Origin of the sequence: Curtobacterium sp. MCLR17_043, assembly GCF_003224215.1 — a bacterium.
GTDB classification, from domain to species: Bacteria; Actinomycetota; Actinomycetes; order Actinomycetales; family Microbacteriaceae; genus Curtobacterium; species Curtobacterium flaccumfaciens.
Genome location: NZ_QKLH01000012.1, coordinates 109,425 through 128,412, shown reverse-complemented (window position 1 = coordinate 128,412; position 18,988 = coordinate 109,425). Strand labels below are relative to the sequence as shown.

22 protein-coding genes and 2 tRNA genes are annotated in these 18,988 nt (G+C 71.0%); 10 read left to right on the top strand and 14 right to left on the bottom strand.

Going from position 1 to position 18,988, the window contains the following annotated elements; all coding sequences use genetic code 11:
- Window positions 1-101: 101 nt before the first annotated feature.
- The 5 genes from DEJ03_RS12965 to DEJ03_RS12945 all read right to left on the bottom strand — a co-directional run bounded on the left by DEJ03_RS12965 (window position 102) and on the right by DEJ03_RS12945 (window position 3,834).
- Complete coding sequence (locus tag DEJ03_RS12965; RefSeq protein WP_035807616.1) at window positions 102-446, bottom strand: metallopeptidase family protein; 345 nt, start codon at window positions 444-446, stop codon at window positions 102-104.
- Between the two features lie 138 nt (window positions 447-584).
- A tRNA-His gene (locus tag DEJ03_RS12960) sits at window positions 585-660 on the bottom strand.
- Window positions 661-735: 75 nt separating this feature from the next.
- A complete protein-coding gene (gene orn, locus DEJ03_RS12955; RefSeq protein ID WP_071405505.1) occupies window positions 736-1,374 on the bottom strand; it encodes an oligoribonuclease in 639 nt (212 codons plus the stop codon).
- A 772-nt stretch (window positions 1,375-2,146) separates the two neighbouring features.
- Entirely contained in the window at window positions 2,147-3,388 is a 1,242-nt protein-coding gene (locus DEJ03_RS12950) for an MFS transporter (protein WP_110864909.1), read from the bottom strand.
- A complete protein-coding gene (locus DEJ03_RS12945; RefSeq protein WP_110864908.1) occupies window positions 3,385-3,834 on the bottom strand; it encodes a MarR family winged helix-turn-helix transcriptional regulator in 450 nt (149 codons plus the stop codon). Before DEJ03_RS12945 ends, DEJ03_RS12950 begins: the two co-directional genes overlap by 4 nt.
- A gap of 83 nt (window positions 3,835-3,917) precedes the next feature.
- Between DEJ03_RS12945 and DEJ03_RS12940 the strand changes: the two genes are divergently transcribed.
- Both DEJ03_RS12940 and DEJ03_RS12935 read left to right on the top strand, forming a co-directional pair.
- On the top strand, window positions 3,918-4,208 hold the full coding sequence (locus DEJ03_RS12940; protein ID WP_071405508.1) for a hypothetical protein: 291 nt from the start codon (window positions 3,918-3,920) through the stop codon (window positions 4,206-4,208).
- Between the two features lie 29 nt (window positions 4,209-4,237).
- The gene (locus DEJ03_RS12935; protein WP_110864907.1) at window positions 4,238-4,498 is read left to right on the top strand and encodes a thioredoxin family protein; all 261 of its coding nucleotides are present in this window, start codon (window positions 4,238-4,240) and stop codon (window positions 4,496-4,498) included.
- On the opposite strand, the gene DEJ03_RS12930 is transcribed toward DEJ03_RS12935, so the two are convergent.
- The 3 genes from DEJ03_RS12930 to DEJ03_RS12920 all read right to left on the bottom strand — a co-directional run bounded on the left by DEJ03_RS12930 (window position 4,442) and on the right by DEJ03_RS12920 (window position 7,753).
- A complete protein-coding gene (locus tag DEJ03_RS12930; protein ID WP_146237727.1) occupies window positions 4,442-5,881 on the bottom strand; it encodes a DUF6716 putative glycosyltransferase in 1,440 nt (479 codons plus the stop codon). The genes DEJ03_RS12935 and DEJ03_RS12930 overlap by 57 nt on opposite strands.
- 211 nt (window positions 5,882-6,092) lie before the next feature.
- Complete coding sequence (locus DEJ03_RS12925; RefSeq protein WP_071405510.1) at window positions 6,093-6,965, bottom strand: N-acetylneuraminate synthase family protein; 873 nt, start codon at window positions 6,963-6,965, stop codon at window positions 6,093-6,095.
- On the bottom strand, window positions 6,962-7,753 hold the full coding sequence (locus DEJ03_RS12920; protein ID WP_110864905.1) for a cytidylyltransferase domain-containing protein: 792 nt from the start codon (window positions 7,751-7,753) through the stop codon (window positions 6,962-6,964). The genes DEJ03_RS12925 and DEJ03_RS12920 overlap by 4 nt, the downstream gene beginning before the upstream one ends.
- 152 nt (window positions 7,754-7,905) lie before the next feature.
- Between DEJ03_RS12920 and DEJ03_RS12915 the strand changes: the two genes are divergently transcribed.
- Window positions 7,906-7,978 (top strand) — tRNA-Arg (locus DEJ03_RS12915).
- Between the two features lie 62 nt (window positions 7,979-8,040).
- Here the strand turns inward: DEJ03_RS12915 and DEJ03_RS12910 are convergent.
- Together DEJ03_RS12910 and DEJ03_RS12905 are read right to left on the bottom strand one after the other, a co-directional pair.
- On the bottom strand, window positions 8,041-9,372 hold the full coding sequence (locus tag DEJ03_RS12910) for a hypothetical protein (RefSeq protein ID WP_110864904.1): 1,332 nt from the start codon (window positions 9,370-9,372) through the stop codon (window positions 8,041-8,043).
- An 89-nt stretch (window positions 9,373-9,461) separates the two neighbouring features.
- On the bottom strand, window positions 9,462-9,728 hold the full coding sequence (locus DEJ03_RS12905; RefSeq protein ID WP_017886047.1) for a hypothetical protein: 267 nt from the start codon (window positions 9,726-9,728) through the stop codon (window positions 9,462-9,464).
- A 150-nt stretch (window positions 9,729-9,878) separates the two neighbouring features.
- Here DEJ03_RS12905 and msrA point away from each other — a divergent pair, with 150 nt between their 5' ends.
- The 3 genes from msrA (at window position 9,879) to DEJ03_RS12890 (ending at window position 11,444) form a co-directional block, all read left to right on the top strand.
- Window positions 9,879-10,406 carry a peptide-methionine (S)-S-oxide reductase MsrA gene (msrA, locus tag DEJ03_RS12900; RefSeq protein ID WP_071405513.1) on the top strand — a complete coding sequence of 176 codons (528 nt, stop codon included), beginning with the start codon at window positions 9,879-9,881 and terminating at the stop codon, window positions 10,404-10,406.
- 37 nt (window positions 10,407-10,443) lie between these two features.
- Window positions 10,444-10,647, top strand: a complete 204-nt coding sequence (locus tag DEJ03_RS12895) for a hypothetical protein (protein ID WP_027464651.1) — start codon at window positions 10,444-10,446, stop codon at window positions 10,645-10,647.
- Window positions 10,648-10,766: 119 nt separating this feature from the next.
- Window positions 10,767-11,444 carry a single-stranded DNA-binding protein gene (locus tag DEJ03_RS12890; RefSeq protein ID WP_110864903.1) on the top strand — a complete coding sequence of 226 codons (678 nt, stop codon included), beginning with the start codon at window positions 10,767-10,769 and terminating at the stop codon, window positions 11,442-11,444.
- Between the two features lie 72 nt (window positions 11,445-11,516).
- On the opposite strand, the gene DEJ03_RS12885 is transcribed toward DEJ03_RS12890, so the two are convergent.
- On the bottom strand, window positions 11,517-12,254 hold the full coding sequence (locus DEJ03_RS12885) for a hypothetical protein (RefSeq protein WP_071405515.1): 738 nt from the start codon (window positions 12,252-12,254) through the stop codon (window positions 11,517-11,519).
- A gap of 195 nt (window positions 12,255-12,449) precedes the next feature.
- Between DEJ03_RS12885 and ettA the strand changes: the two genes are divergently transcribed.
- Together ettA and DEJ03_RS12875 are read left to right on the top strand one after the other, a co-directional pair.
- Window positions 12,450-14,135: an energy-dependent translational throttle protein EttA gene (gene ettA, locus DEJ03_RS12880; protein ID WP_071405516.1), complete on the top strand. Its 1,686-nt coding sequence runs from the start codon at window positions 12,450-12,452 to the stop codon at window positions 14,133-14,135.
- 32 nt (window positions 14,136-14,167) lie between these two features.
- On the top strand, window positions 14,168-14,620 hold the full coding sequence (locus DEJ03_RS12875; protein WP_110864902.1) for a thioesterase family protein: 453 nt from the start codon (window positions 14,168-14,170) through the stop codon (window positions 14,618-14,620).
- Here the strand turns inward: DEJ03_RS12875 and DEJ03_RS12870 are convergent.
- Entirely contained in the window at window positions 14,607-15,470 is an 864-nt protein-coding gene (locus DEJ03_RS12870; RefSeq protein WP_110864901.1) for an acyl-CoA thioesterase II, read from the bottom strand. The genes DEJ03_RS12875 and DEJ03_RS12870 overlap by 14 nt on opposite strands.
- A 91-nt stretch (window positions 15,471-15,561) precedes the next feature.
- Between DEJ03_RS12870 and DEJ03_RS12865 the strand changes: the two genes are divergently transcribed.
- Both DEJ03_RS12865 and DEJ03_RS12860 read left to right on the top strand, forming a co-directional pair.
- Window positions 15,562-16,263, top strand: coding sequence for a hypothetical protein (locus tag DEJ03_RS12865; RefSeq protein ID WP_071405518.1), 702 nt, complete (start codon window positions 15,562-15,564; stop codon window positions 16,261-16,263).
- A 79-nt stretch (window positions 16,264-16,342) separates the two neighbouring features.
- Window positions 16,343-17,185 carry an NAD-dependent epimerase/dehydratase family protein gene (locus DEJ03_RS12860; RefSeq protein WP_110864900.1) on the top strand — a complete coding sequence of 281 codons (843 nt, stop codon included), beginning with the start codon at window positions 16,343-16,345 and terminating at the stop codon, window positions 17,183-17,185.
- 218 nt (window positions 17,186-17,403) lie between these two features.
- Here DEJ03_RS12860 and DEJ03_RS12855 read toward each other — a convergent pair whose 3' ends face one another.
- Both DEJ03_RS12855 and DEJ03_RS12850 read right to left on the bottom strand, forming a co-directional pair.
- Window positions 17,404-17,865 carry a globin gene (locus tag DEJ03_RS12855; protein ID WP_241660472.1) on the bottom strand — a complete coding sequence of 154 codons (462 nt, stop codon included), beginning with the start codon at window positions 17,863-17,865 and terminating at the stop codon, window positions 17,404-17,406.
- 56 nt (window positions 17,866-17,921) lie between these two features.
- Entirely contained in the window at window positions 17,922-18,986 is a 1,065-nt protein-coding gene (locus tag DEJ03_RS12850; protein WP_110864899.1) for a mechanosensitive ion channel family protein, read from the bottom strand.
- Between the last annotated feature and the right edge of the window lie 2 nt (window positions 18,987-18,988).

Below are 18,988 nucleotides of genomic sequence, written 5' to 3'. Positions count from 1 at the left end.
CGTCGGCAGCGTCAGATGTGTATAAGAGAGAGAAGTACCACGAGGTGGGGCCGACGCGGTTCTGAGGTGCGTGGGCGGGTGCGCGGGCGCGTCGCTGGCCGCTACGCCCAGCCGAGCTCGTGCAGCCGCTCGTCGTCGATGCCGTAGAAGTGGCCGATCTCGTGCACGAGGGTGGTGTGCACCTCGTCCTTGAGCTCCTCGACGGTGTCGCACTCGGCCAGGTGCTGCTTGCGGAACACCACGATGCGGTCGGGCAGCTCGCCGAAGCCGTACTGCCCTCGCTCGGTGGCCGCGATGCCGTCGTACACGCCGAAGAGCTCTTCGCCGTTCTCCGGTTCGTCCTCGACGACGAACACCACGTTGTCGAGCCCGTCGACCATCTCGTCGGGGAGCAGGTCGAGTTCGTCGGTCACGAGTTGCTCGAACGCGTCGGCGGACATCTCCATCACGGGTGGATCGTCCCACACCGCGCTGACCACTCGCGGCTCACCACTCGCGGCGAAGCCGCTCGGCGCCGGAGGCGCCCTGACAAACACTGAGGGAGAGCCCCGGTTGCGTCACACGCAACAGGACTCTCCCTCGACTGGGGTGAATAACGGGTCTCGAACCCGCGACCTCCTAGACCACAACCAGGCGCTCTACCAACTGAGCTATATCCACCATGTTCGAACCGGCGGACCGGCGCGACCACTCAATAGTAGTACATGCGGGACGGGGTGCGGACCACCCGTGTCGCTACTCGGCCGCGGGCTGCGCCAGCCGTGACTCCCACTTCGCCACGACGTCGGCCTGCACGGCACGCACGTCGTCGGTGCTCGGGCCGGGCTCGGCGACGAAGCCGGCGCGGCGGTAGTACTCGAGTTCGCGGATCGACTCGAGGATGTCCGCGAGGGCCCGGTGCCCACCGTGCTTCTCCGGCGCGTTGAAGTACACGCGGGGGAACCAGCGGCGGCAGAGCTCCTTGATGCTCGACACGTCGACGCTGCGGTAGTGCAGGTGCCCGTCGACCCGCGGCATGTACTTCGACAGGAACGCACGGTCGGTGCCGATGGTGTTGCCGGCGAGGGGGGCGGAGCCCTCGGCGGGGACGTGCTGGAGGATGTACTCGAGCACCTGGTACTCGGCGTCCGCCAGGCTCACGCCGTTCGGGATCTCGTCGATGAGCCCCGAGGTGACGTGCATGTTCGTCACGAACTCGTTCATGTTGTCGAGCGCCGACTGGTCCGGCTTGATGACGATGTCGAAGCCGGGGTGCACTGGCTCGAGGTCGAAGTCGGTGATGACCACGGCCACCTCGACGAGTTCGTCGACCTCGAGGTCGAGGCCGGTCATCTCGCAGTCGATCCAGACGAGGCGGTCATTCGCGGTTGCCATGTCCTCGATCCTATTCCCGCCCCGCGTGCCTCCCGTACGTGCCGCTGCGTCGTCCCACCCGTGCCCGACCGTGTCCGCCCGTTCCGCGAGCGGGCGAAATGCCGCGGTCGCCCTGCGGAGGCACCCGGACGTTCCGCCCGCTCGTCCGGGACGCGAGCCGCATGCGGTGCAGGCGACCGCCAGGAGGCCCGTGGCGACCCCGGCAGGCCGCCCCGCGCCTCCAGGCGGTCGCCCTTCACCCCGCCTGCCGCGCCGATCCCGCCCGCTCCCGCCTCCTCACCACGAGCGGCGAAATGCCGCGGTCGCCCTGCGGACGGACCGCGGTATTCCGCCCGCTCGCCGACGGCGCCTTGCGGTCGTGGCTCCGCCCGCCCGCGTCCAGCCGAGCGGGCGAAATGCCGCGGTTGCCCTGCGGGCGCACCCGGATGTTTCGCCCGCTCGTCCGCGACGCGAGCCGCATGCAGTGCAGGCGACCGCCTGGAGGCCCGTGGTGACCCCGGCAGGCCGACCCGCGCCTCCAGGTGGTCGCTCTCTACCCCGCCTACCGCACGGTTCTGGCCAGCCCCGTGCGAGCGGGCGAAATGCCGGACTCGCTCTGCGGTCGAGGCCGGGCATTTCGCCCGCTCGCGGGTGGAGCGTGCAACAGGGGGCGAGCGAGCCCCCGCGCGGACGCACGAACGGGCGAAATGCCGGGGTGCCCACGGGGGACACTCCGGCATTTCGCCCGTTCGTGGAGAAGTGGGGAAGGGGGAAGGCCCCCGCACCCCGGCGGCTAGGCCATGTCGCCGGCGGTGATGGCCTCGGCCTCGACGCGCTCCGGCTCGGGACCGTCGTCGACGCGGCGCAGGACCCTGGTGGTGCAGAGGATCACGACGAAGGCGACCGCGACGGATGCACCCGCGAAGACGTAGGCGGCCGAGGGGGAGTACGCGTCGGCGAGCAGGGTCGCGACGGGCGGGGCGATGGCGCCGCCGATGAAGCGGACGGCGGAGTAGGCGCTCGAGGCGACGGAGCGGGGGAGGTCGGTGGCCTCCATGACGCACTCGGTGAGCACGGTGTTCAGGACACCGAGCACGAGGCCGCCGATGACGACGCAGATGATCAGCCCGACCTGGGAGCGCACGACGAGGGCCGCGGCGAACAGGTCGAGCGCGAGCAGGGGCAGCGCGACCTTCAGCACGGTGGTGCGACGCATGCGGGCGGTGAGCATCGGGGCGACCCACACCGAGGTGATCGCGAGACCGACACCCCAGCCGAAGAACGTGAACCCGATGCCGAGCGCGCCGAAGCCGAGCGGGAACGGCGTGTACGCCAGCAGGACGAAGAAGCCGATGTTGTAGAACAGCGCGGTCGCGGCGAGGGCGGCGAGTGCCGGACGGGTCAGGGCGCGGAAGGGTGCGGAGAGCTTCGTCGGCGTGGGCTTCTCGAGGCTGCCGGTCTTCAGCAGGGCGACGATGGCGATGAACGCGACGGCCATCAGGGTCGTGACGCCGAAGAACGGGCCGCGCCAGCTCACCGAGCCGAGCAGGCCTCCGACCAGGGGACCGACGGCGATGCCGAGGCCGAGCGCTGCCTCGTACAGGATGATCGCCGAGGCGGTGCCGCCCGACGCTGCCCCGACGATGGTCGCGAGCGCGGTGGAGATGAAGAGCGCGTTGCCGAGGCCCCAGCCGGCACGGAAGTCGATGATGCTCCACACGCTGTTCGACGTCGCCGCGAGCACCGAGAAGAGCACGATCAGGGCGAGTCCGATGAGCAGGGTGCGCTTCGCGCCGATGCGGCTGGAGACCCAGCTGGTGAAGAACATCGCGACACCGGTGACGGCGAGGTAGCTCGTGAAGAGCAGTTCGGTCTGCGCCGGAGTCGCCTTGAGGGACGCCGCGATCGCCGGGAGGATCGGGTCGACGAGCCCGATGCCCATGAACGCGACGACGCAGGCGAAGGCGATCGCCCAGACCGCGGACGACTGCTTGAGGATGGAGCCGGACTGGCCGGCGGGTGCGTGGGCGTTCACGCGGGGATCTCCGTTCCGTTGGGGGTTGTCCGGGTGCGCTGGGCGATCAGGTTCGCCGCGTGGTGCAGGACGTCCCAGTCGTCGTCGGTCAGGTCGGCGAACAACGGACCGACCGTGCTGGTGAGGGTGGAGCGCCAGGAAGCGAGCCGTTCGCGTCCGGCCTCGGTGAGTTCGATGAGCTGCCCGCGGGAGTCGTCCGGGTCGACGCTGCGGCTGACCAGGCCGTCGGCGAGCATGCCGGCGACGAGTCGGGTCATCGTGGGCTGCGCCACACGGGAGGCGGCGGCCAGTTCTCCGAGTCGCAGGGGTTCGTCGGTCTCGAGGATGCCGAGCGTGCGCCAGACCGCGGTGGACGTGGTGTTGCCCGTCGACTGGACGGCGCTGCGGATCAGGCGGTTGACGGAGACGAGGAGGGTCTCGATCGTCTGCTCACGCGGTGTTTCCATAGCTGAACTATATAGCCGTGCTATGCATAGCGCAACGACGGGCTGGACAGACTGCACCAGCCGCCGCCTGGTAGAAGGGAGGCATGAGCGACATCACCATCCACGAAGGCGACGAGTACACCGCGATCTTCCACGGCGGCCCCTTCGACGGCACGACCGACACCCGCACCGCCACGAGCGACGCGCTGGACGACGAGGTCACGGTGTTCGCCGACGTCGAGGGCCTGCAGACGGCCTTCACCTACCGCGCCACCAAGTCCCGCCAGGTCCTCGACCAGATCTCGGTCGAGTTCACCTACGAGCCCGGCGAGTCCGACCCGGTCGACGACCTGCAGGACCGCGGCGACCGCAGCGGCGAGTTCGACCGGGAGTAGAACCCCCACCCGCCGCGTTGCAGGACCACATGCAGCTCGACCTCTGGACGTCCGCCTTCTGTGCGCCGTGCGCCGCCGCCCGCCGGGTGTCGGCCGAGGCCTCGGCGCTCGTCCCCGGGCTCACCGTGACCGAACGCGACGTGGCGGCGCACCCCGACGACGCGGAAGACCTCGGTATCCGGTCCACGCCCACGATCATCGTGCGGCACGACGACGGCACCGAGGTCTTCCGTTCACCCGGCGTCCCGACCCGTGACCAACTCCTGCTCGCGGTGGCCAAGGCGCTCTGAACGAGGAGCCGCCGCGGCCGGGGCAGCCGCCGCCGCAGCCGTCCCAGCGGTGGCCCCCGGCGCGGGCACAGCGGCCCGCGCCCCCGCACGCTGCGACGTCGGCGCCGCCACCACCACGGGTTCCGGCGGATCGACCAGTGCCCGCACGCGTCGTGCCAGACGCTTCGCGCCCCGGATCGGCGCCCCGATTCCCAGTGCCACCAGTCCGAGCGGGCTGCGATCGGCCCCACCGAGGGCGTTCTTCCGCTCCCACGCACGGCGCAGCACCCCACCGCGACTCCGCCGTGCCGGTGCCCGATCCACCAACGTGCCGGCGTCCCGTCGGGCCATCAGCTCCACGAGCCGGTGCTGCCAGTCGTCCTCCGAGGCCGGGTGGAAGTAGTTGTCCCGCATCCACTCCGGCCGGACGACGCCGAACCGTCCGTCGACCAGGTCGACGGCGTCACCCTCGAGGCCGCTCCCCACGAACACCTCGTTGATCAGGTGCCGGCCGATCCCGAAGTCGGTCAGCGTGAGCGCGGGCACGCCTCGCGCCGCCGCCTCGAGCACCGCGGTCGAGCTGATCGTCACGAGCGCCACCGCACGGTCGAGGTGCTCAGTCATCGGCCCGCTCTCCACCACGAGGTTGGTCGGCGCGTCCGCGGGCACCAGGTCCGGGTACGGGTGCTCCTCGCGGTGTGTCTGGTGCTCGCCGGCCGCAGCGCGCGTCTTGATGACGACGCGCCACTCCGGGTGCGCCCGCGCCGTCTCGACGAGCCACCGCACGACGAGTGCCCGGTCGGCCCGCTCGAACGGCACACTCGGCTGCGCAGCGAAGACGACGGAGTCGCGGCCCGTCGAGCCCGCACCATCGCTTGCGCCGGCACCGCCGGTCGCGCCGGCACCCCGCGCGAAGGGCAGCGTGGCGAGCGCGAAGTGCGGCTCGACGCCGCCCTCGCGCGCCATCTCCTCGTACGCGCGGACCTCACGGTGGCTGTGCAGCACGAACAGGTCGGCCCGGGCGCGGAAGAAGATGCCCTTCCACTTCGACGGGAACGAGATCCCCGGCAGCCCCGAGACCAGCACCGGCCGGTCCGGGATCCGCCGGTGCACCTCGTCGATCACGAGCTCGGCCACCGGTCCGATCAACGACACCAGGACGGCGTCCGGCGGGTCCTGTCGGAGCTCCTCGACGACGGCGTCGACGTCCTTCGGCGCGGGCGGTTCGCGGTGCAGGTGGGCGAGGCGCCGGTTCAGCCCGCGGAACGCCGACCGCAGCTGCTTCGGGCTCGCCGACCGCGGGGTCGCCACGGTGCGCAGCTCCAGGTCCCAGTCCGCCGGGGCGCTCGCCAGCAGGTGGGCGCCCCACTTCGCGAACGAGTCGGTGTCGACCAGGCCGACCACGCGTCGGACGCGTGGTGACGCGTCGGACGGGAGGCGCGCCTCCAGTCCGACTGTCGACCCGCTGCCGTCAGCCGGCGCTTCCAAGGCGCGGGTCCCGTCGACCGGGCCGGTCACGTGTGCGCCGCCCACGCCCGCTCCGCTCACGCGCCGACGCGACGCAGCTTCGCGAGCGGTGCCTGCTCGCCGGTGGTCGGATGGGGACTGCATCCGCTCACGCGCCGACGCGACGCAGCTTCGCGAGCGGTGCCTGCTCGCCGGGGAAGATCCTCTTGACGCCGTCGCCGAGGGCGGTTTCGATGATGCGGATGTCGCGGGCGAGCGTCTTCAGGCCGTGCGGCTCGAGCGATGCCGCGTGGTCGGAGCCCCACATCGTGCGGTCGAGCGTGATGTGGCGCTCGACGGCCGTGGCACCGAGGGCGACCGCGGCGATGGAGATCTGCAACCCGGGCTCGTGGCCGGAGTAGCCGACGGGGACGCCCGCGTAGCGGTGGGCGAGGGTGTCGATCATGCGGAGGTTCGCCTCCTCGGCCGGCAGCGGGTAGGTCGACGTCGCGTGCATGAGGACGAGGCGGTCGGTGCCGAGGGCCTCGACGGCGGCGTCGATCTGCTCGAGCGTGGACATGCCGGTCGACAGGATGACGGGCTTGCCGGTCGCGGCGACGGCGGCGAGCATGCCGAGGTCGGTGACGGACGCCGAGGCGATCTTGTACGCGACGACGTTGAGGTCCTCGAGGAAGTCGACCGACGGCTCGTCCCACGGCGACGCGAACCAGTCGAGCCCGCGGAGGGTCGCGTGGTCACCGATCTCGATGTACTGGTCCCGGTCGAACTCGACGCGGTAGCGGTACTCCAGGTAGGTCATGTCGCCCCACGGGGTGCTGCGCGGGGTGTTCTTCATGTGCTCCGGCGTGGAGATCGCGGGGGTGCGCTTCTGGAACTTCACGGCCTGCAGGCCCGCGTCGGCAGCGACGTCGATGAGCTGCTTCGCGATGTCGACGTCGCCGTTGTGGTTGAGGCCGATCTCGCCGATGAGGTACGCGGGGTGGCCCGCGCCGATCGTGGACGTACCGATGGTGACGGTCATGGTGCTCCGTTCGGTGCGGGGGTGGCCCGCGTCGGGGATGGGTCTCGGGTCGTGGTGGGTGCTGGGGCCGGGCCGCCGACGCGTGCGTCGGTCAGCGCGCCGGGCGCGCCCGGCGCTTCGGCGAGGGCTTCGGCGAGGGCCAGGTCGGCCTCGTCGTCGATGTCGATCGCGCCGGCGCCGTCGACGACGGCCAGCTCGACGCGGCCGTGGAACCGGTGCCGGTTCTCGAGGAACCCCGCCGTCCGCATCACGTAGAAGGCGCCGGTCTCGCGGTACTCGGGCTCGCGGTCCTGCCGGCGGGGCCTGGTCGCAGCGTCGTGGTTCACCGCGACCGCGGTGCCGTCCGGGGCGGTCCGCCACAGGAACGCGTGCGACGGCGTGGCGGCGAACACCGCGTCGGCGTGCCCGTCGATCACACGCGCGACGGCGGCGTCGAGGTCGGCCGGGTCGATGAACGGCGAGGTCGCCTGCAGGAAGACGAGGACCTCGGGCAACGGGGTGCTGATCGCGTCGAGGACGTGCAGCAGGGCGGACTCCGAGGACGCCTCGTCACCGGCGAGCTCGGCCGGACGGCGGACCACGGCGGCACCGGCCGCGACGGCCTCGGCAGCGATGGCGTCGCCGTCGGTCGTGACGACCACCTGGTCGATGCGCGTTGCACGTCGTGCCGAGTCGACCGCTCGCCGGACCAGCGAACGACCCGCGACCGTGCGCAGGTTCTTGCCGGGGATCCCCTTCGACCCGGCACGTGCGGGCACGACGGCGAGGACGGAACCGGTGGTGCGCATGCTCCGGACGCTACGAAGCGCGGGTGTCGCGGAGGGGAACGGGGAGCAGACGGCGGCCGACCGTTGGGCGACCGCCGGGTCCTGTCACGGCGACGCGGCGGGGCGCGCATCGAGCGTCCGGTGGCCGCTCGCCGCTACAATCGACGCTGCTCGCCTCCGTAGCTCAGTGGATAGAGCAGGTGGTTTCTACCCACCGTGCCGCGGGTTCGATTCCTGCCGGGGGCGCCGAAGACGAACAGGGCCGCCATCCTCTCCGGATGGCGGCCCTGTTCTCGTCGTGGGGGTGGTTACTCGTCGTCGTCCGCGGCGCGGCGTCGGAGTTCGGCGGCGCTGATCGGCTGCGTGTACGGCGCCTCCGACGTCTCGTTCGCGTCCGCGGGCTCGGCAGGGGCCTGGTTCAGACGCGTCGGGACGGACGTGGTGTTCGTCGCGCCGGGGGTGTCGACCCGGGGTGCCGATGCGGGCGGGACGTCGTTCGCCGGCGTCCGGTTGACGTGGGCGTCGGCCGCGGTGGGCGTCGCGACGGGGCGGTCGGACGAGGACGGACGGTCGTTCCGCGGTGCACGGTCGGTGTCGCCGAAGGCGCGGGTGGCACCGGCGTCGCCGGGTGCCCGCGTGGCGCTCGCGTCGCCGAAGGCCCGCGTGGCGCTGTCGTCGTCCACGACCTCGGTGTCGTCCGTGCCGCGGCCCTGGACGGAGCGGGCGGGCGAGGTCGGGGTGCCGAGTGCCGGACGGACCGGCGGTGCAGCCTCGTCGTCGCCGTAGACGCGGGTGGTGTTCTCACCGAAGGAGCGCGTGGCGTTCTGGTCGGCGCTGCCGCGGTTCGGGTTCGTGCCCGCGCCACGGTTCACCGAGAACGACGGGGTCGTCCCACCGGCAGGACCGGCTGACGCAGCGCCGGGCCCAGCAGCACCGGCTGCAGCGGCGGCCGGCGCCGGAGGAGTCGAGGGTGCGGACGCGGGGCGCTGCGCCGGACGCAGCGAGGTCGTCGTCGGGGTGGGACGCTCGGCGGGAGCGGCCGCAGCCGCAGCCGGAGCCGTTGCCGGAGCCTGCGTGCGCGGGGGCTCGGCCTGGTCGGCGTTCCAGTCCTGCTGGCGCTTGATCAGGTCGGCGTCGGGGTCCGGGGACTCGAACTTCCAGCGCTCGAGGTCGGCCTTGAAGAGCTTGCGCGCACGGCTCGGTCGCGCCTGCCAGTCGAGCAGGCGGTCACGGAACTCGGCGAGGGACTGGTCGGCCTGGAAGCTGAACGTCGACGAGTTCTTCTTGATGTCGGCGATCTCGTGCTGGGCCCAGTTGGCGGCCAGCGGCGCACCCTGCACGGGGAGCAGGCGCAGCCGGATGTCGGCGTCCTCGGCGAGGTGGTCCGCGTACGCACGCTCGTCGTGTCCGAGCGATCCCCACGCCGCTGCCTTGCGCGCAGCCGTCAGGATCGCGGCGACGGCCGCGTTCTTCGATTCCCGCTCCTGGAGCGCCACGACCCGCTTGGTCGCGCTGCGCCCGATGAGCGCCGCGATGACGCCCGCCACGACGATGGCGACGAAGGGGATCACAGCGCCCGAGAGCACCCGCCAACCCGTGTCGGACGAAGTCCAGTCGGTCAGGTCGTTCCACCAGTCCATGCGCGCACCATACCCACGGAACGGTCAGGCGTCGGGGAGGCCGGACGGCGTTCCGTGCATCCCGGTGCAGATGATTCCAATGTGGAACATCATGACCAGCGCAGGGTGTCCACGGCGTCGTCGGCGGACCACACGCTCGGCAGCTCGACGAACCGGCGCTCGGTCGCGACGTACCGGCGGGCACGGTAGGCGGTGTCACCGGCGACGTCGATGCGGTCGACGTACCCGACGATCTCTCCGTTGGCGCGGGTGACCCGGCTCAGGTCGTCGCGGACGTCGAGGATGCGGTAGTCGCCCCGGGCGCGGGCCAGCGGGACGGTGCGGATCCGCAGTGCGGGTTCGGTGATGGTCTGCATCGCTGGCCTCCTGGTCGGTGTGGTGCCGACGCTACGGGGGACCACCGACACGCCGAGGGGCAACGTCCGATCTGGGGAACAGGGTCTCCGCGCACACTGTTGTGGAGGAACGACGGGGCTGCACGGGCAGCCCGGAGAGAGGTTGTGCCCATGACCACGTTCGTGCTCGCAGGTGGATGTTTCTGGTGTCTCGACGCCGTGTACCGCACGCTCCAGGGTGTGCAGGACGTGGTGTCCGGCTACGTCGGCGGACAGGTCGAGGAGCCCTCGTACGAACTGGTGTGCACCGGGACGACAGGCCACGCCGAGGCGGTCGCGGTGACGTTCGACGAGTCGGTGATCCCGGCCGACGTGATCCTCGACGTCTTCTTCACGCTGCACGACCCCCGGCAGCTGAACCGCCAGGGGGCCGACGTCGGCACGCAGTACCGCTCCGCGATGTTCCCGGCCGACGACACGCAGCGCGAGCTGTTCGAGCGCGCGATCGAGCGGGCGTCGGACATCTGGGACGGCGGGATCGTCACCACCATCGAGCCGCTCTCGACGTTCTACACGGCAGAGGAGTACCACCAGGACTTCTTCGCGAAGAACCCCGGACAGGGCTACTGCCTCGCAGTCGCGCTGCCCAAGGTGAACAAGGTGCGGAAGGCCTACAGTCAGTACATCCTGGCGTCCTGACCCCGGGGCGGCAGGGCCACAAGGAGGTGGTTCGAACATGACGGACAACACGGGAACCTGGGTCGCGATCGGTCCGGCCGGAGCGGTGGGCAGCATCCACCGCGCGGCGGACGGGTTCCAGGTCGAGCTCTACGGGCGACGACGGGCGGGCGGGCCGTACCCGTCCCTCGAGTCCGCGAAGGGCGCGGTCCACGCCGCGCTCGGACCGTTGGCCGCCCGGCCCGAGTTCCGAGCGCACTGACCGGGTCCGGACAGGAGGCCCGGGGGACTCGTCCTCCACAGGTCGCCTGATCGGGTCCACACGCCACAGATCGAGCCCGGGGTCGCTGACGCGGCCCCGGGCTCCGTGACGATCGACGCATGAACGACATCATCACCGTCTGCGGAATCGTCGCCACCGAGCCCCGGCACCTCGTCACCGAGACCGGCATCGCCATCACGAGTCTCCGACTCGCCTCACCCTCGCGCCGCTGGGACCGGGCCACCGCCGCCTGGGTCAACGGCGCCACCAACTGGTACACCGTCACCGCGTTCCGGTCGCTCGCGTCGAACGTGTACAAGTCCCTGAAGAAGGGCGACCGGATCGTCGTCGCCGGCCGGGTCCGCATCCGCACGTGGGAACGCGACGGTCGCGGCGGGACCTCGGTCGAGATCGACGCGGACGGCATCGGCCACGACCTGGCGTGGGGGATCAGCAACTGGCTGCGGGTGCCGCGGCAGGTCGGCGACGGCGCCTCGGGGCAGGGTGGTCTGCGCGGGGTGGACCCCCGCACCGGCGAGGTCCGCGACCCCGTGGGGCACGGCGCCGGTCACGGCTCCGACCACGGGGCGGAGCCGGACGGTCCGCACGACCACGCACCGGCGACCGAGCACGGTCCGGACGGTGACGGTGACGTCGACGGGGTGCACGGGGCACCGCCGCCCGGCGACGGCGAGGAGCCCGCGGGGCCGTCCGAGCACGTCCTCGAACAGGACGCCGCCCCCTGGGACCCCGCGCCGCCCCTCGACGACCACGCCCACGACGCCGAAGCGGCCTGACCCGCACGCCGACCGGAGTCGGGGTGCGGGTCAGGCCGCCGGGGACGCAGGCGGTTCACCGCGTCGCGTCGGTCACCACTTCTGGGCGATCATCCCGATGCCGGAGACCTGGGCGGTGTCCCAGTTGCCGCCACGGGGCAGCCCGGTCACGCGGCCGTCGATCGTGAAGCTGGCGCCCTGCACCCGCGGGCTGTTCGTCTGCTTCGCCTTCAGTCCGTGGAACGAGAAGCTCGTGTCCCACTTGCCGTTCAGGCCGGTGTTCGACTTGCGGTCGCCGACCGTGATGCGGGTGTTCTGCACCGTCGAGTGCACGACGTCACCGTTCAGGCGGGCGTTGGCCTCGGCGTTGAAGAACAGGCGACCGTCGAGGTTGAGCTTGAGGGTGCCGATCGTCTTGTGGTTCACGATCATCGTCGCGACGTCGTTCTTGTACCAGCGCATGCCGATGGGGGTGAGCTTGTTAGTGGCCAGGCCCAGGTAGCCGTAGGTGAACTTGCCGTTCTGCACGCGCTCCCAGATGTAACGCGGCTTGCCCTTGCTCTGCGGGGAGCCCTTGTCCGACTGGATCCCGAACGAGTACGCGTTGTTGTGGGCGTCGTGCACGTTGATGTACGACGAGTAGCCGGTGCCCGTGCCGTTGGCGCTGATGCTCGCCGTGTACAGCAGGTACGGGCTGCCCTTCGGCACGGCACCGGCGGCCGATGCCGGCGACACCGGGGCGATGAGCGCGACGGTGAGTGCGATCGCTCCGACGAAGGGGAGTGCGAGGCGGCGGAGCCGCGACGGGGTCGTGGTCGTGTGCGTGGTCATGGTCCTCGTCCTGTCCGTGGTCCTGATCCTGGTCCTGGTCCTCGTCGTGGTGGGCGACGGGCCCGAGGTAGCGGGGTGAGGCCAAGCTACGTCGTCCGTGCCACGAACAACAGGCCTGTTCGTACAGGTGCGGGAAGCGGCGATCCGGCGTCGGGCGAGCGGTGCTCCGACGGTGTCACTACACTTGGGGCCGATATGGCTGAGTACATCTACCAGATGGTCCGCGCCCGCAAGGCGGTCGGCGACAAGCTGATCCTCGACGACGTCACGATGTCGTTCCTCCCCGGTGCCAAGATCGGCGTCGTCGGACCGAACGGCGCGGGCAAGTCGACGATCCTGAAGATCATGGCGGGTCTCGACCAGCCGTCCAACGGCGAGGCGAAGCTCACGCCGGGCTTCAGCGTCGGCATCCTCATGCAGGAGCCGGAGCTCGACGAGAGCAAGACCGTGCTCGAGAACGTGCAGGAAGGCGTGGGCGAGATCCACGGCAAGCTCGCACGCTTCAACGAGATCTCGGCGCTCATGGCCGAGCCGGACGCCGACTTCGACGCGCTCCTGGCCGAGATGGGCACCCTGCAGGAGGACATCGACGCCGCCGACGCGTGGGACCTCGACTCCCAGCTCGAGCAGGCCATGGCCGCGCTGCAGTGCCCCCCGGGGGACGAACTCGTCACCCACCTGTCCGGTGGTGAGAAGCGCCGCGTCGCGCTCTGCAAGCTGCTGCTCCAGAAGCCCGACCTGCTCCTCCTCGACGAGCCCACCAACCACCTCGACGCCGAGAGCGTGCTCTGGCTCGAGCAGCACCTGCAGCAGTACCACGGTGCCGTCCTCGCCGTGACCCACGACCGGTACTTCCTGGACCACGTCGCCCAGTGGATCGCCGAGGTCGACCGCGGCCGCCTGTACCCGTACGAGGGCAACTACTCGACCTACCTCGAGAAGAAGCGCGCTCGCCTCGAGGTCCAGGGCAAGAAGGACGCCAAGCTCGCGAAGCGCCTGTCGTCCGAGCTCGACTGGGTCCGGAGCAACACCAAGGGCCGTCAGGCGAAGTCGAAGGCCCGTCTCGCCCGCTACGAGGAGATGGTCACCGAGGCCGAGCGCACCCGCAAGCTCGACTTCGAGGAGATCGTGATCCCGGTCGGCCCGCGTCTGGGTTCGCAGGTCATCGACGCCGAGCACCTGCGCAAGCAGTTCGGTGAGCGCGTCATCATCGGCGACCTGTCGTTCACGCTGCCCCGCAACGGCATCGTCGGCGTCATCGGCCCGAACGGTGTCGGCAAGACCACGCTCTTCAAGACGATCGTCGGTCTCGAGCCCCTCGACGGCGGCACGCTGAAGATCGGCGACACCGTCCAGATCTCCTACGTCGACCAGACCCGCGGCGGTATCGACCCGAACAAGAACCTGTGGGAGGTCGTGTCCGACGGACTCGACTACATCCAGGTCGGCAAGACCGAGATCCCGTCCCGCGCCTACGTGTCGCAGTTCGGCTTCAAGGGCCCGGACCAGCAGAAGCGCGCCGGCATCCTTTCCGGTGGTGAGCGCAACCGTCTGAACCTGGCGCTGACGCTCAAGCAGGGCGGCAACCTGCTGCTCCTCGACGAGCCGACCAACGACCTGGACGTCGAGACGCTCGGCAGCCTCGAGAACGCCCTGCTCGAGTACCCCGGTTGCGCCGTGGTCATCACCCACGACCGGTGGTTCCTCGACCGCATCGCCACGCACATCCTGGCGTGGGAGGGTCTCAACGAGGACGGCACGCCGAACTGGTACTGGTTCGAGGGCAACTTCGAGGCCTACGAGGAGAACAAGATCGAGCGCCTCGGTGCCGATGCCGCGAAGCCCGGTCGCGCGACGTACCGCAAGCTCACCCGCGACTGATCCTCGTGGCGAGACTGCACGCTCCCATCCGCATGCGGTGGAGCGACATCGACGCCTACGGTCACGTCAACAACTCCGCGATGCTGCGCCTCCTGGAGGAGGCGCGCATCGTGGGGTTCTGGGGTGCCGATCCCGGTGAAGACCCCGACGGCGACCTGCCCGAGCCGATCATCGACGGCCGGCCGGGTTCCGGCACCATGACGGTGATCGCCGGCCAGCGACTGGAGTACCTGGCGTCGATCCCGTACCTCCGCCAACCGCTCGACATCCAGATGTGGATCGGGCGGCTCGGGGGCGCGAGCATCGACGTCTCGTACGAGGTCTGGTCGCCGGTGGGGCAGCACCCCGCCGTCCTGTACACCCGGGCGACGACGGCACTCGTGATGGTCGACGCGGCGACGAACCGTCCGCGTCGACTGACCGACCCCGAGCGTGCCGCGTGCGAGCGCTACCTCGAGGAACCCGTGCAGTTCAGCCGGCCGTAGGCACCCGCATCATGCCCTCCTGGGCGACGGTGGCCAGCAGCTGACCGTTGCGGGAGAACATCCGGCCGAACGCGAGTCCCCGTCCGCCCTGTGCGCTCGGGGACTCCTGCGTGTACAGGATCCACTCGTCGGCGCGACCGTCGCGGTGCCACCACATGGCGTGGTCGAGGCTCGCGCTCTTGACCCCCGGGGTGCCCCAGGCGACGCCGTGCCGCCGCATGATCGGCTCGAGGATCGACAGGTCGCTCGCGTACCCGAGCACCGCACGGTGGAGCGCCGGGTCGTCCGGCAGGTCGCCCTGCACCCGGAACCAGACCGCCTGGTGCGGCACGTGCTCGCCCTGCACGTCGACGAACACCGGCCCCTCGACGTGTCGCAGGTCGATGGACCGCGCGGCCCAGGCACGTGCGACCGGGTGGTCGATCGCGGACAGGATCGACGCGGCCGACGGCAGGGACTCCGGGTCCGGGGTGTCCACCGGGTACGGGTCCTGGTGCTCGATGCCGGTGTCCGGCACCTGGAACGATGCGATCATCGAGAAGATCGGGACACCGCGCTGGTACGCCTGCACGCGACGGGCCGCGAACGACCGGCCGTCGTGGATTCGCTCGACGCCGAAGGTGATCGGCACGTCGATGTCGCCGGGCCGCAGGAAGTAGCCGTGCATCGAGTGGACGTCGCGTCCCTCGATCGTGCGCTGCGCGGCGACGATGCACTGCGCCAGCACCTGCCCGCCGAACACCCGTCCGCCAGGGGACCAGTGGCTGGCACCGGTCAGGATCGTCTCGCCCGTGCTCGCGCCGGTGTCCTCGAGTCGCAGGGTCCGCAGGAAGTCGGGTTCGCCGTTCACGCTGTGCAGTCTACGAACGCCCGCCCGCCGCCGTCGCAGGTCGTCGCGCCCAGGCTGCGCGGCGCCGATGGCCGGTAGGATCGGGGACGACATGGGCAACTCGTTCACGCTTCCCGACGCCGCCTCGCTCGGTGACCTCCGCACGTACCTCGGACGTGCCGCTCGGATCGAGGACGGCTCGGTCCGGCTCATCGCCGACTCCGGCGTCCTGGCCGTCTACACGGCGATCCTCTACCCGCTCGGGCTGCTCGACGAACTGCCGACGGTGCTCGGCCTCCGCACGTTCTCGCTCACCGAACCCGCGTCGATCGACACCGTGGTCCCGCTGCAGTCGCTCCTCGAACGCCTCCGCCTGCTGGCCGAGGCGCAGGACGCCGAACACGCCGAGGGCGCCGACCCGACGCGGGCCACCCCGATCGAGGTCGAGCTGCCGCACGAGGTGCACACCGTGACGTGGGCGGCCATCTCCCCGCCCCGCGGTGGCTGGGTCCCGCTGCCGGACGTCTCACCGGAACTCCTCCGCCGCGCCACACGCGACGGCATCGCCGAGGTCGCCGACGCCGTGCCGTCCAACGCGGGCGAGGCAATCGTCCGGCGAATCCGCGCCGAGGTCTGGGGCCGACCGGTTCCCGGCGTCGAGCACCTGCCCGCCGGTGCGGGCTTCGCGGGCGAGAGCCTCGGGTTCCTCGGGCACGACCCGGTCCGCCTGTTCGAGACGGGTCCGTGGAGCCGACTCACGACCTCGCGCGGCCACGTGCTCGTCAAGCGCCGCGCCTGGACCCTGAGCTCCTAACGACGACGACGACGACCGCGACGCCGCGGTCGACGAGGACGCCGACCACGCCGCCCGGGTGCCGTGGTTGGCTGGCCGCATGCACGTCTTCCTCACCGGTGCGTCCGGGTACATCGGCTCCTCAGTCCTCCGCTCCCTCGTGGCCCACGGCGACGAGGTCACCGCGCTCGTCCGGTCCGACGAGAAGGCCCAGCACGTCCGTGACGCCGGTGGCCGGGCCCTGGTCGGCGACGTCACCGACACCGACGTCGTCGAACGCCTGCTGCACGAGAGCGAGGGCGTCGTCCACACGGCATCGGCTCCGGACGTCGACCCGGACTTCATCCGCACCGCGATCGGTGCCCTGGCCGGCACACCGAAGCCGTTCGTGCACACCGGCGGCATCTTCACCTTCGGTGACTCGACGGACATCTCCGAGCAGTCGCCGATCGACCCGCCGCCCTTGACCGCCTGGCGCGGACCGAACGAGGCACTGCTCGGGGTGAGCGACGTGCGGAGCACCATCGTCGCCCCCGGCATCGTGTACGGGCGCGGCGCCGGCATCCCGGCGATGTTCGTCAGCGACGGCGAGCAGCCGGTGCGGCTGGTGGGCGACGGCTCGCAGCGCTGGACGACGGTGCACGTCGACGACCTCGGCGAGCTCTACGTCCTCGCGCTGCACCGCGGCGAGCCCGACGGGTACATCGTCGCCGCGACCGGCGACAACCCGACCGTCCGGCAGATCGCCGAGGCCGGGGCCCACGGTGCACCGGTCGTCGCCGAGAGCGTGGACGCGACCCGCGAACGGCTCGGGCGGGACTACGCCGACGCACTGCTGCTGCACCAGGAGGCGTCCGGCGCACACGCCCGGTCGGCCTTCGGCTGGCGGCCGTCGCGGCCGTCCCTGGTCGAGGACCTCGCCTCCGGCTCATACGTGCGCTGACCGCGCTGAGACGCGCTGCCTGAAGACGCCGGCGTCCCGCGAACACGAGAACGTGCGGACAGTCGGACGGGAGGCCCGTGGCGGCGCCGCCACGGGCCTCCCGTCCGCCGCTCGCGACGATCACTGCACGCCGGCGTCAGCGGAAGACGCCTCGGGAGCGTTGAGACGCCGCCGGATTCGGCGGCGTCTCGACGACACGACGGCGTGTGCCGCGCGCGTCAGTCGAAGGTGTTCGTCATCGCGTGGGCAGCGCGGTCGAGGTAGCCCCAGAGTTCGGCTTCGTCGAGGGGTGCGAGCTCGAGCGACTCGACCGCCTCGTGCATGTGGTGGAGCCATCGTTCCCGGGCCTCGGACGTGATGCGGAAGGGGTTGTGCCGCATCCGCAGGCGGGGGTGGCCGCGCTGTTCGCTGTAGGTGCCCGGGCCACCCCAGTACTGCTGCAGGAAGGCGGAGAGGCGCCAGATCGCACCCTCGAGGTCGTCGGCCGGGTACATCGGCCAGATGACCTCGTCCTGCTGCACGCCCTCGTAGAAGCGCCGGACGAGCCGGTCGAAGGTCGGAGCGCCACCGATCCGCTCGTACAGCGACCCGGTGGCCGAGGCGCCGTGCTCCCCGACGCGCAGGGTGATCGGCTGCGCCGGGACGCCGACCGAGCCGGGCATGCCGGGGGCGCCGGGCATGCCGAGCGAGCCGCGTGCTGCGGGCCCGCCCGTGCCGCTCGGGGGTGTGGGGTCGGTCATCGGGCGTCCTTCCCGCTGTCGGGGTCGTCGGTGCGGATCGGCTGCCCGAGGATGTTGCGCTTGGGGCGCCGGGGCTTCGTGGGGGCCGGCGTCGGCTGGGTGCGGACGGTGCGCAGGCCGTTGATCGAGGTGGCGTTCTCCCAGCCCTCGGGCATGATCATCGCCATCGCGGGCAGGGTGATGCCGAGGTCGTCGACGGCGTGCTTCAGGCGGGTGCGGAGCTCCCGGCCGACGACGTCGAGCTCGGACGCGCGGGTCTTCACGACGAGGCGGAAGACCATGCCGGCGTCGGTGATCGACTGCAGGCCCCAGATCTCGGGCTTCTCGACGATCCGCTGCCGCCAGCGCGACTCCTGGGACATCGTGACGGCCGCCTTGAGCAGGGCGTCCTGCACGGCGTCGATGTCGGTGTCGTAGGGCACGGTGATGTCGACGAGCACGCGCGACCAGCCCTGCGACAGGTTGCCGACGCGCAGGATCTGGCCGTTCGGCACGAACCACAGGATGCCGTTCACGTCGCGGATCTGCATGACGCGCAGCCCGACGTTCTCGACGACGCCGGTGGCCTGACCGGTGTCGACGACGTCTCCGACGCCGGCCTGGTCCTCGAGGATCATGAAGATGCCGGACAGCAGGTCCTTCACGATGGACTGGGCGCCGACGGCGAGGCCGGCTGCGACGAGGGACGCACCACCGACGATGCCGACCGCGGCGCCCTTCCACACAGCAGTGGCGATGATGACGAGTGCGATCGCGACCACGACGACGGTGGCGAGGTTCTCGAGGACGCTGCCGAGCGTCCGGGTGCGCTGGACGACCCGAGCGGTCTGCACGGGCGACGCGATGAGGGCCTGGGTGTCAGCGGCTCCCTGGCGCTTCTTGACGCCGTTCACGATCCGGTCGACGACCTGCTTGATCATCCGGCGCAGGATCAGCCGGAGGATGATCGCGGCGATGATCGTGATGACGATCGTGATCGGTGCCTGCCAGGTGTCGACGAAGTCCGTGAACGCGTTCGAGACCAGTTTGGACGTGTCTTCGGTCGTTGCAGCCAAGTTCATAT

Bases quoted from the DNA above. Each gene is read 5' to 3' on its own strand.
- DEJ03_RS12945 (WP_110864908.1), bottom strand. From the start codon at position 3,834: ATGGAAACACCGCGTGAGCAGACGATCGAGACCCTCCTCGTCTCCGTC.
- orn (WP_071405505.1), bottom strand. From the start codon at position 1,374: ATGGCAACCGCGAATGACCGCCTCGTCTGGATCGACTGCGAGATGACC.
- DEJ03_RS12895 (WP_027464651.1), top strand. From the start codon at position 10,444: ATGACGGACAACACGGGAACCTGGGTCGCGATCGGTCCGGCCGGAGCG.
- DEJ03_RS12910 (WP_110864904.1), bottom strand. From the start codon at position 9,372: ATGGACTGGTGGAACGACCTGACCGACTGGACTTCGTCCGACACGGGT.
- DEJ03_RS12885 (WP_071405515.1), bottom strand. From the start codon at position 12,254: ATGACCACGCACACGACCACGACCCCGTCGCGGCTCCGCCGCCTCGCA.
- DEJ03_RS12865 (WP_071405518.1), top strand. From the start codon at position 15,562: ATGGGCAACTCGTTCACGCTTCCCGACGCCGCCTCGCTCGGTGACCTC.
- msrA (WP_071405513.1), top strand. From the start codon at position 9,879: ATGACCACGTTCGTGCTCGCAGGTGGATGTTTCTGGTGTCTCGACGCC.
- DEJ03_RS12965 (WP_035807616.1), bottom strand. From the start codon at position 446: ATGGAGATGTCCGCCGACGCGTTCGAGCAACTCGTGACCGACGAACTC.
- DEJ03_RS12875 (WP_110864902.1), top strand. From the start codon at position 14,168: ATGCGGTGGAGCGACATCGACGCCTACGGTCACGTCAACAACTCCGCG.
- DEJ03_RS12940 (WP_071405508.1), top strand. From the start codon at position 3,918: ATGAGCGACATCACCATCCACGAAGGCGACGAGTACACCGCGATCTTC.
- DEJ03_RS12935 (WP_110864907.1), top strand. From the start codon at position 4,238: ATGCAGCTCGACCTCTGGACGTCCGCCTTCTGTGCGCCGTGCGCCGCC.
- DEJ03_RS12855 (WP_241660472.1), bottom strand. From the start codon at position 17,865: ATGCCCGGCGCCCCCGGCATGCCCGGCTCGGTCGGCGTCCCGGCGCAG.
- DEJ03_RS12860 (WP_110864900.1), top strand. From the start codon at position 16,343: ATGCACGTCTTCCTCACCGGTGCGTCCGGGTACATCGGCTCCTCAGTC.
- DEJ03_RS12850 (WP_110864899.1), bottom strand. From the start codon at position 18,986: ATGAACTTGGCTGCAACGACCGAAGACACGTCCAAACTGGTCTCGAAC.
- DEJ03_RS12925 (WP_071405510.1), bottom strand. From the start codon at position 6,965: ATGACCGTCACCATCGGTACGTCCACGATCGGCGCGGGCCACCCCGCG.
- DEJ03_RS12905 (WP_017886047.1), bottom strand. From the start codon at position 9,728: ATGCAGACCATCACCGAACCCGCACTGCGGATCCGCACCGTCCCGCTG.
- ettA (WP_071405516.1), top strand. From the start codon at position 12,450: ATGGCTGAGTACATCTACCAGATGGTCCGCGCCCGCAAGGCGGTCGGC.
- DEJ03_RS12890 (WP_110864903.1), top strand. From the start codon at position 10,767: ATGAACGACATCATCACCGTCTGCGGAATCGTCGCCACCGAGCCCCGG.
- DEJ03_RS12920 (WP_110864905.1), bottom strand. From the start codon at position 7,753: ATGCGCACCACCGGTTCCGTCCTCGCCGTCGTGCCCGCACGTGCCGGG.